This window comes from Roseobacter sp. (assembly GCF_024639605.1).
GTDB lineage: Bacteria > Pseudomonadota > Alphaproteobacteria > Rhodobacterales > Rhodobacteraceae > Roseobacter.
The window spans coordinates 26,335-35,743 of the sequence record NZ_JAHEHZ010000018.1 but is presented as its reverse complement, the minus strand read 5'-3'; the positions used below and the strand labels follow the sequence as shown (position 1 = coordinate 35,743).

Genomic DNA, 9,409 nt, shown 5'->3' with positions numbered 1-9,409 from the left:
ACAGGAGAATTTCACCGGGGCCACATCGCCTGCATGAATGAACCCGGGATTAAGAAGCTGCGACAGGATGAGCACCTTATTGTGCAGATGCAGGCCACTGACCGGGTCAGTAATCAGCATCCAGAGCAAGGGACCGCCCGCGCTCAGCACCGGCACAAAAACGAACCTGAATGCTCCGAGATACGTGGCCCGCACGGTCACTCCCGCGTAAATCACCTTGCAGAGCCAGGTCACAGGCCGCCGCGCAGGATCGGACTATGTGCAGACGATACTCACAACATCAGATCAGCGGCAAAAACGGCGCCGCTTTGACGTCTGGACTTTCGCATCTGCAGTCTGCAAAGAGACGCCATGACAGCACGTAAAATCATTATCGACACCGACCCCGGCCAGGATGATGCCGTGGCCATTCTGCTCGCTCTTGCCAGCCCGGAAGAGATCGATGTCCTCGGTCTTACCTGTGTGGCCGGAAACGTCCCGCTTGAGCTCACGGCAAAGAATGCCCGCATCATCTGCGAACTGGCGGGCCGCTCAGATCTGCCGGTTTTTGCCGGCTGTGACCGCCCCCTGGGGCGCGATCTCGTGACGGCTGAACACGTGCATGGCAAAACCGGCCTTGATGGCCCGGACCTGCCTGATCCGGTGATGCCGCTGCAGGAAAAACATTCGGTTGATTTCATCATCGATACCCTGCGCGAACAGCCTGGCGGGACGGTCACGCTCTGCCCTCTCGGGCCGCTCACGAACATCGCCACTGCGCTGCAGCGTGCCCCCGACATTGCAGGAAAGATCCGTGAGATCGTGTTGATGGGCGGGGCATATTTTGAGGTCGGAAACATCACGCCAGCCGCAGAGTTCAACATCTATGTTGATCCGCAAGCTGCAGAAATTGTGTTTAAATGCGGCGCTCCGATTGTTGTGATGCCGCTGGATGTAACGCATAAGGCGCTTGTGACAGCCGCGCGCAACGATGCCTTCCGCGCCCTTGGCACGCCCGCAGGTATTGCTGTCGCACAGATGACCGATTTTTTCGAACGCTTCGACAAGGCGAAATACGGCTCTGCCGGCGCGCCGCTGCACGACCCGTGCGTGACAGCATATCTGATCCGGCCCGATCTTTTCAGTGGTCGCCATGTGAATGTCGAAATCGAGACCACGTCAGAGCTTACGATGGGCATGACTGTCGCCGACTGGTGGGGGGTCACGGGTCGTGATCCCAACGCATTGTTTGTGGGAGATCTGGATGCGGAAGGCTTTTTCGAGCTGCTGACAGACAGGCTGTCCCGGCTGTGAGCGCCTCACTGACCCTTGCAACCACTGAACACCTAGACCGCCTCGACGCGCTGGTTTCGGCCTTTCACGTCGAAGAAGGCATCACCATGACGCCAGAGGCACGCCGGGGCGGCATCGCTCCGTTGCTGGAAGGCATCCCGCATGGTGCAGCGTATCTCATCGGCCCGGCGCGCGCGCCGATCGGGTATGTGGTAATCAGCTTTGGCTGGTCACTGGAATTCGGCGGTCTCGACGGTTTTCTCGATGAGCTTTACGTGCGCCCGGGCGTGCGTGGTCGCGGGATAGCGTCGGAAACGCTGCAGGCCCTGCCGCGCGCGCTTGCGGGCGCGGGCCTGAAAGCACTGCACCTCGAAGTGGACCGCACAGCGCCCGACAAACAAAAGCTCTATGCCCGCGCAGGCTTTCGCGAACGTCCGCACTATATGCTGATGACCCGCCGGTTCTGAGGACGGACCCACAGCGCAGCGTTTACCTGACGCCGAACGGGTGGCGGCACAGCCCGATGCCCCCTATATGAGGGGCATGACAATTACAGCCCCCTTTGACAATACCTATGCCCGCCTGCCGGACGCGTTCTTTACCCGCCAGATGCCGGCGCCGGCGCGCGCGCCCGCGCTTATTGCCTACAACGCGCCGCTCGGTGCGTTGCTGGGGTTTTCCGAGGCGGATGACGCCGAACGCGCGGCCGTTTTCTCCGGCACCGCCCTGCCCGAAGGCGCCGCCCCGCTGGCGCAGCTTTATGCCGGGCACCAGTTCGGCAATTACAATCCGCAGCTTGGCGACGGGCGCGCGCTTTTGCTGGGCGAAGTCGTGGGCACTGACGGGCTGCGACGCGACATCCAGCTTAAGGGGTCGGGCCCGACCCCCTATTCACGGATGGGTGACGGGCGCGCCTGGCTGGGTCCTGTGCTGCGCGAATACGTAGTCTCAGAGGCGATGCATGCGCTTGGCATCCCGACGACACGTGCGCTGGCCGCGACGCTCACCGGTGAGGACGTGATCCGTGAAACCGTGTTACCGGGGGCCGTGCTGACGCGCGTTGCCGCAAGCCACCTGCGGGTGGGCACCTTTCAGGTCTTTGCTCACCGTGGTCAGACTGCTTCCCTGCGACAGCTCACAGATTATGCCATTGAGCGCCACTTTCCGGATGCGGGCGGTCCGATGGACCTGTTGCGCGCGGTCTGCGACGCCCAGGCGCGCCTGATTGCAGCCTGGATGTCGGTGGGCTTCATCCACGGTGTGATGAACACCGATAACTGCACTATCTCGGGAGAGACAATCGATTACGGTCCCTGTGCTTTCATGGATGAATATCACAGCGACACCGTGTTCAGTTCCATCGATCAGACCAGGCGTTACGCTTATTCCAACCAGCCCCGGATCGCGGTGTGGAACATGGCGCAGTTCGCCACATCCTTGTTGCAGCAGATGGACGACCCTGAGGCGGCGGTCGAAGAAGCAACTGCCATCGTGCACGCGATGCCGCAACAGATCGAAGCCGCCTGGCTGCACCGCTTCGGCGCCAAAATCGGTCTGGCGGATCCGGTGCCCGAAGACGGGCAGCTTATTCAGACGCTGCTTGATCTGATGCAGGCGCAGGGGGCGGATTTCACCAATACGTTCGACGCTCTGGCGCGAGGCGATGCCCGCGATCAGTTTGTGGACCGCGACGCATATGACGCCTGGGCCGCAGACTGGCAGACCAGGCTGATGTCTGAGCAAGCGCCCGAGGCAGTGATGCAGGCCGCATCGCCTCGTATCATCCCGCGCAATCACCGGATCGAAGAGATGATCACGGCAGCGGTTGCAGGGGATTATGCGCCCTTTGAACGGTTATCCTCCGCACTGGCCGACCCTTTTGGCACAGATGACACAGGGCTGATGCGCCCGCCCACGCAGGCTCAGCGGGTCCCGGCGACCTTCTGCGGCACCTGAGCGGCGCGTGGCCGGCGGTTAATCAGCCAGATACCGCCCGCCACGAGCAAGAGCGCCATCCAGACCCGCAGGCTGACATGTTCGCCCAGAAGCAGCCAGCCAAGGATCACCGCGAAGACCGGCGACAGAAAGCTGAAAGAGGCCACCGCCGAGGCCGGATAGATCGACATTAGCCAGAACCACGCCAGAAAGCCGAGCGAGGCCACCGCCACGGTCTGAAACGCAAGTCCTGCAAAGTGGATCGGCTGCGGGTCGCGCATGAGATCACCCGTCCAGAACGCCACGGCCAGCATCAGCGGTGCGGAAACAGCCACCTGAAAAATCAGCTGGTTTGCGGGTGGTACCTGGCTCAGCGGGGTGACCTTCACGCACAGGGCGATCGCAGCCCAGCACATCGCCGCCGTCAGCGCCATCAGATCACCTGTCAGGCTTGCTGTAACATCGCTGCGGTCCAGAAGCGCTGCCGCCACGCCCGCCATCGCCATCACAAGACCCAGCGCGCGGCGCCCGGTCATCCGGTCGCCCGGCATCAGAAAATGGCTGGCAACCGCAAGCCAGACGGGCATCGAATAAAAGATCACGGACGCCCGGCTGACCGTGGTGAAATCAAGCGCGGTAAAGAGGATCATGAACTCGGTGCCAAAGAGCAGACCGACCAGGATGCCCGAGGGCACCGCCGCTCTCGGCACGGCCAGCGGAATACCCCGCAGGCGCATCCAGATCAGCAGGACCACAACCGCGCCGGCGGAACGCAGGCCGGCGGCAAAAACCGGACCGAAACCGCCGTTGGTAACTTTGATGACGACCTGATTGAACGCCAGATGCAGCGCGAAAACAATCAGCGCCACCGCCCCGAAAGTGTCCATATGTGATTTGCGGTCCATCGCCACACAAGGGCGCGCGCCGCAGACATTGTCAATTGCCGGCCTGCACGGCAGGCATCACGATGAACAGAGGGGTTAGCTTCCGGCGCGGATTATCACGCCGGAAGGCTTCAGATGATTTCAGGCCGCAGTCTGTCCGGCGCCGCCGGAATTCCGGCCGCCCTGCCCGTTACTCTGGCCGCCGCCGGGCTTGCCACCGCGACGCCGTCTGCGACCACTGCCGGGTTTCTTGCCGTGCGGCTGCTGTCCGCCACCGGGGCCCGCGGATTTCGGACGGCCACCTCCGCCGCCACCACCGCGACGCCGGCCACGGCCTGCGGGTTTGGCGCCTTCAGGAATATCCGCGACCTCCCACGGCCGGCCGGAGCCCACCGGGATTGCGACACCCATGGTTTTCTGAATCGCTTTCAGCTCATCCATCTCTTCGGGGGCGCAAAAGGCGATCGCGGCCCCGTCTTTGCCGGCCCGCGCGGTGCGACCGATCCGGTGCACATAGTTGTCCGGCACGTTGGGCAAATCAAAGTTATAGACGTGTTTTACATCCGGAATATCGAGGCCGCGGGCCGCCACATCAGTGGCCACAAGCACAGTCGTCTCGCCGGACTTGAATGCGGCGATGGCCCGGTCGCGCTGGCCTTGCGATTTGTTGCCGTGGATGGAGGCTGCGTCAAAGCCCGCCTTCACAAGCGTCTTCATCAGCTTTTCAGAACCATGCTTGGTCCGTCCGAAAACCAGCGCCCGCTCGCCCCGGTGTTTACCCAGAAGCTCAATCAGCAGATTTGCTTTTTCGGATTTGGCGATGAAGTGCACTTCCTGCGTCACTTTGTCTGCAGCCTTGCCGGGGGGGGAAACCTCGACGCGGATCGGACGGTTAAGATAGCTCTGCGCGATCTCGTTCATCAGTTTCGGCATGGTCGCGGAAAAGAGCATCGTCTGGCGCTCTGCCGGGATGACCTTCGCGATTTTGCGCAGATCGTGGATGAAACCCATGTCGAGCATCTGGTCCGCTTCGTCCAGCACAAGGAAGGTCGCCGCATCAAGCCGCACCGCACGCCGGTCCATCAGGTCCAGCAGACGGCCGGGTGTGGCCACCAGCAGATCGACACCGCGCTCAAGGCGTTTGATCTGGTTGTTGATCGACTGACCTCCCACAACCATCGCCACCTTCAGCGGCGTCTTCTCGGCAAATCCGCGCAGGTTCACGCTGATCTGCGTGGCCAGTTCACGTGTCGGTGCCAGCACCAGTCCGCGCACGGATTTCGGCGCCGGGCGGCCCGGCATCTCAAGCATCTGTGCCACCAGCGGCACACCGAAAGCGGCCGTTTTGCCGGTGCCGGTCTGTGCCAGACCCATCACATCACGCCCGTTGAGCGCATGCGGAATGGCCTGTTTCTGGATCGGGGTCGGATCTTTCAGACCCATTTCATTCAGACGGTCCACCAGCTTTTGCGGCAGACCCATCATATCAAAGTCACTCATATATAATCTTTCCGGCCCGGCTGCGATCAGCCCGGCACATTAATTCTCATCGCATTCCGTCAGGAATGCCACGTCGGGACACGCGCCAGATCGCAGAGGACGGCGAAGTGCCGGCATCTGTCTGTCGCGTCTGGCCCCACGCGTGATTTTGGGAACAACAACGTGCCTTTGAAACGGGCGCGCACGTCGGGTTATTTCACCCGGGCGCCCGAACTGCTCACGCGGCAGAAGGCATCGTCTGACGTGCAGATGGGCTTTTTTTACCTCCGTGTCAACCACAGTGCGCATTCTGATCTGGTCGCCCGTGCCAAACCCGGCTAGAACCGGGGACCATCCGGACAGGAAACGATCTATGAGCAAGTCCATCCTGAAGCGCTGCGAAACCATGGGGCTGCGCATGACCGGCCAGCGCCGCGTTATCGCGAAAGTGCTGGAAGACAGCGACGACCACCCCGATGTGGAAGAGCTTTATGCGCGTGCCTCGGCGGTGGATGCGGGCATTTCAATTGCAACCGTGTACCGGACGGTAAAGCTCTTTGAAGAGGCCGGCATCCTCGACAAGCTCGAGTTCGGAGACGGGCGCGCGCGCTATGAGGACGCTGAACGCGACCACCACGACCACCTGATCGATATGAACTCAGGCGAGGTCATCGAATTTGTCGACGCCGAGATCGAAGACCTGCAGGACCGGATTGCACGCAAGCTCGGATATGAGCTGCGCGGTCACCGTCTGGAGCTATACGGCGTGCCTTTGAAAAAGGGGTGACGCGCCGGCCCGCGGCTGCACCGGAAACTGAACGAGAGGAAACAGAGTGCCCGAACGCGACCGCCCCCTGCTGGCAGTGCTGATTGACGCGGACAACGTTCCGGCCAGATATGCCGGATCGATCCTCGAAGAGATCAAACGGATCGGCGAGCCTGCGCTGCGCCGCGTCTATGGTGACTGGTCAAGCGGGCGTCTCAGTGCCTGGGCAAAGACGATCCAGAGCCTCGGGCTGGTAGCGCATCAGGAAACCGCCAACACCACCGGCAAGAACGCCTCTGACATCGGTCTGGTGATTGATGCGATGGATATCCTGCACGGCGGGCGGTTTGACGGCTTTGTGCTGGTCTCCTCTGACAGCGATTTCACCGCACTGGCCAACAGGCTGCGCGAGGACGGGCTTATGGTGGTCGGCATCGGCGAAGACAAAGCTCCGGAATCCCTGCGCAACGTCTGCAACCGTTTCATCCTGATCGAAAACCTCAACGGCGAGGATACCGGAAGCAAAGACAAAGCGGCCGCGAAAAAGCCCAAAGCATCGCTCAACCACGCCTATCAGCGGATTTCCAACGCGATGAAGAAGATCGAGCAGGACGACGAGTGGTATAACCTCAGCCAGATCAAAAACGAGATCGTCGCCGCGCACTCGGATTTTGACCAGCGCACCTATGGACACGCGAAATTCAGCAGCCTCATCGGGGCGCTGTCCGACCGCCTGGAAACAAAGACCCAGGGCAAAACAATCCTCGTCCGCCTGAAACCCTGACCGCGGCTCTCGACAGAACGCGACGCGCGGCTTAGAGGTTTCCGTGACTAAGCGAACGGACCCCCTTGATGGACAATCTGCGTGGCGCGGCCCTGATGGTGCTGGCGATGATCGGCTTTGCGCTTGAGGATATGCTGATCAAGTTTATGGCCTCCGATCTGCCGGTCGGGCAGATTGTGGGCATGCTGGGACTGGGCAGCGCGCTGGTGCTCGCACCGGTGCTGATACTGCGCCGTGAGCCGCTTTTCTCCCGGGACATGATGACCCCGCCCATTGCGTTGCGGGCCCTGGGCGAACTTGTCGGCACGATCGGTTTTGTGACCGCGATTGCGCTGATACCGCTCTCCACTGCCTCGGCGATCCTGCAGGCAAATCCGCTGGTGGTCACGCTTGGGGCTGCGCTCTTTCTGAATGAGCCGGTAGGCTGGCGACGCTGGTCCGCGATCCTTGTGGGGTTCTGTGGCGTGCTGATGATCATTCGTCCGGGGTTCGACGGCTTCAGCTGGGAATCGCTCTTTGCGGTGCAGGGCGTCTTCGGGCTGGCGTTGCGCGATCTTGCGACACGCCGCGTGCCACCACGCACCTCCTCTTTGCAGCTGAGCTTTCTGGCGTTTCTCGTGCTCATCCCTGCCGCCGCGATCATGCTGGTCGCTGGCGACACGCCGATGGCGCCGGTCTCCGTACAGAACGGTATCTGGCTGGGGCTGGCTCTGATGATCGGCATCGTGGGATACTATGCCATCGTTGCCGCTATGCGTGTGGGAGAGGTCAGTTTTGTCACGCCGTTCCGATATTCACGTATCCTCTTCGCCCTCATCATTGGTGTCACAGTTTTTGGCGAAGAGCCTGACGCGATGACCCTGACGGGTGCTGCGGTGATTGTCGCATCAGGTCTTTACACGCTCTGGCGGGAAAGAAATGTTCGCGCTAACAGCGTCTGACCCTTCCCATTTTGCGCCTCTGCCGGTATCACGCAGGCAACAGACTTTACAGGAGAGCCCCATGAGCACGATCATCGATATCCACGCCCGTGAAATACTCGACAGCCGCGGCAATCCGACCGTCGAGGTCGATGTCATCCTGGAAGACGGCACCATGGGCCGCGCCGCTGTTCCCTCTGGCGCATCAACCGGCGCTTATGAAGCTGTCGAACGTCGTGACGGCGACAAAAAACGCTATATGGGCAAAGGTGTGCTTGAAGCCTGCGCTGCCGTGAACGGCGAGATCGCCGAGGCGCTGGTGGGCATCGACGCAACTGAACAGGTGGAAATCGACGGCACGATGATCGAGCTTGACGGCACCGACAACAAGGGCCGGTTGGGTGCAAATGCGATCCTCGGTGTCTCGATGGCTGTCGCGCGGGCGGCCGCAGATTTCTGCGCGCAGCCGCTTTACCGCTATATCGGCGGCACCTCGGCGCGCGTTCTGCCGGTGCCGATGATGAACATCATCAACGGCGGCGAGCACGCGGATAACCCGATCGACATCCAGGAATTCATGATTATGCCGGTGGCGGCGGAGAATATCCGCGAAGCTGTACGTATGGGCTCCGAAGTGTTCCACACGCTGAAAAAAGAGCTGTCTGCGGCGGGTCTTTCCACTGGCATCGGCGATGAGGGCGGCTTCGCACCTGACATCAGCTCCACCCGGGATGCGCTTGATTTTATTCTGAAATCCGTGGAAAAGGCAGGCTATAAGCCGGGTGAGGACATTTACCTCGCGATGGATTGTGCCGCAACGGAATACTACAAAGACGGCAAATACGTGCTGGCGGGCGAAGGCAAGACGCTGAGCTCGGACGAAAACGTCGACTATCTCACGGCACTGGTGAACGATTATCCGATCATCTCCATCGAAGACGGCATGTCCGAGGATGACTGGGATGGCTGGAAAGCGCTGACCGATGCACTCGGCGGTCGGGTGCAGCTTGTGGGCGACGATCTGTTCGTGACCAACCCTGCCCGTCTCGCCATGGGAATCGAGCGCGGCTCGGCTAATTCGATGCTGGTGAAGGTCAACCAGATCGGCAGCCTTACAGAGACACTCAAGGCGGTCGACTTGGCCCATCGCGCAGGCTTTACCAATGTAATGTCGCACCGCTCGGGCGAGACCGAAGACACGACAATTGCCGATCTCGCCGTGGCCACCAACTGCGGTCAGATCAAAACCGGCAGCCTCGCGCGCTCTGACCGGCTGGCGAAATACAATCAGCTCATCCGCATCGAGGAAGCCCTGGGCGAAACCGCAGAATACGCAGGGCGCTCTGTCCTGCGCTGACAGGCGGGCGCT

Annotated in this window: 10 protein-coding genes; 7 read left to right on the top strand and 3 right to left on the bottom strand. The window is 61.3% G+C overall.

The window, feature by feature from the left end:
* Window positions 1-234, bottom strand: a 234-nt coding sequence (locus Q0M35_RS04275) for a hypothetical protein (RefSeq protein ID WP_295312983.1), incomplete at its 3' end; no start/stop codon positions are given.
* A gap of 117 nt (window positions 235-351) precedes the next feature.
* Between Q0M35_RS04275 and Q0M35_RS04270 the strand changes: the two genes are divergently transcribed.
* The 3 genes from Q0M35_RS04270 to Q0M35_RS04260 all read left to right on the top strand — a co-directional run bounded on the left by Q0M35_RS04270 (window position 352) and on the right by Q0M35_RS04260 (window position 3,228).
* Complete coding sequence (locus Q0M35_RS04270) at window positions 352-1,293, top strand: nucleoside hydrolase (RefSeq protein ID WP_295312982.1); 942 nt, start codon at window positions 352-354, stop codon at window positions 1,291-1,293.
* A complete protein-coding gene (locus Q0M35_RS04265) occupies window positions 1,290-1,739 on the top strand; it encodes a GNAT family N-acetyltransferase (RefSeq protein WP_295312981.1) in 450 nt (149 codons plus the stop codon). The genes Q0M35_RS04270 and Q0M35_RS04265 overlap by 4 nt, the downstream gene beginning before the upstream one ends.
* A gap of 76 nt (window positions 1,740-1,815) precedes the next feature.
* A complete protein-coding gene (locus Q0M35_RS04260; protein WP_295312980.1) occupies window positions 1,816-3,228 on the top strand; it encodes a protein adenylyltransferase SelO in 1,413 nt (470 codons plus the stop codon).
* On the opposite strand, the gene Q0M35_RS04255 is transcribed toward Q0M35_RS04260, so the two are convergent.
* Both Q0M35_RS04255 and Q0M35_RS04250 read right to left on the bottom strand, forming a co-directional pair.
* On the bottom strand, window positions 3,195-4,112 hold the full coding sequence (locus tag Q0M35_RS04255) for a DMT family transporter (protein ID WP_295312979.1): 918 nt from the start codon (window positions 4,110-4,112) through the stop codon (window positions 3,195-3,197). The two genes, Q0M35_RS04260 and Q0M35_RS04255, sit on opposite strands and share 34 nt — an antisense overlap.
* A gap of 120 nt (window positions 4,113-4,232) precedes the next feature.
* Complete coding sequence (locus tag Q0M35_RS04250; protein WP_295312978.1) at window positions 4,233-5,591, bottom strand: DEAD/DEAH box helicase; 1,359 nt, start codon at window positions 5,589-5,591, stop codon at window positions 4,233-4,235.
* Window positions 5,592-5,943: 352 nt separating this feature from the next.
* On the opposite strand from Q0M35_RS04250, the gene Q0M35_RS04245 reads away from it, so the two are divergent.
* The 4 genes from Q0M35_RS04245 to eno all read left to right on the top strand — a co-directional run bounded on the left by Q0M35_RS04245 (window position 5,944) and on the right by eno (window position 9,397).
* Entirely contained in the window at window positions 5,944-6,357 is a 414-nt protein-coding gene (locus tag Q0M35_RS04245) for a Fur family transcriptional regulator (RefSeq protein WP_295312976.1), read from the top strand.
* A gap of 46 nt (window positions 6,358-6,403) precedes the next feature.
* A complete protein-coding gene (locus Q0M35_RS04240) occupies window positions 6,404-7,120 on the top strand; it encodes an NYN domain-containing protein (protein WP_295312974.1) in 717 nt (238 codons plus the stop codon).
* 68 nt (window positions 7,121-7,188) lie between these two features.
* Window positions 7,189-8,061 (top strand): DMT family transporter, encoded by an 873-nt coding sequence (locus tag Q0M35_RS04235; protein WP_295312972.1) that lies wholly within the window; start codon window positions 7,189-7,191, stop codon window positions 8,059-8,061.
* A 61-nt stretch (window positions 8,062-8,122) separates the two neighbouring features.
* Window positions 8,123-9,397 (top strand): phosphopyruvate hydratase, encoded by a 1,275-nt coding sequence (gene eno / locus Q0M35_RS04230; RefSeq protein ID WP_295312970.1) that lies wholly within the window; start codon window positions 8,123-8,125, stop codon window positions 9,395-9,397.
* The last annotated feature ends 12 nt before the right edge of the window (window positions 9,398-9,409 follow it).

Bases quoted from the DNA above. Each gene is read 5' to 3' on its own strand.
- eno (WP_295312970.1), top strand. From the start codon at position 8,123: ATGAGCACGATCATCGATATCCACGCCCGTGAAATACTCGACAGCCGC.
- Q0M35_RS04235 (WP_295312972.1), top strand. From the start codon at position 7,189: ATGGACAATCTGCGTGGCGCGGCCCTGATGGTGCTGGCGATGATCGGC.
- Q0M35_RS04245 (WP_295312976.1), top strand. From the start codon at position 5,944: ATGAGCAAGTCCATCCTGAAGCGCTGCGAAACCATGGGGCTGCGCATG.
- Q0M35_RS04250 (WP_295312978.1), bottom strand. From the start codon at position 5,591: ATGAGTGACTTTGATATGATGGGTCTGCCGCAAAAGCTGGTGGACCGT.
- Q0M35_RS04260 (WP_295312980.1), top strand. From the start codon at position 1,816: ATGACAATTACAGCCCCCTTTGACAATACCTATGCCCGCCTGCCGGAC.
- Q0M35_RS04255 (WP_295312979.1), bottom strand. From the start codon at position 4,112: ATGGACCGCAAATCACATATGGACACTTTCGGGGCGGTGGCGCTGATT.
- Q0M35_RS04270 (WP_295312982.1), top strand. From the start codon at position 352: ATGACAGCACGTAAAATCATTATCGACACCGACCCCGGCCAGGATGAT.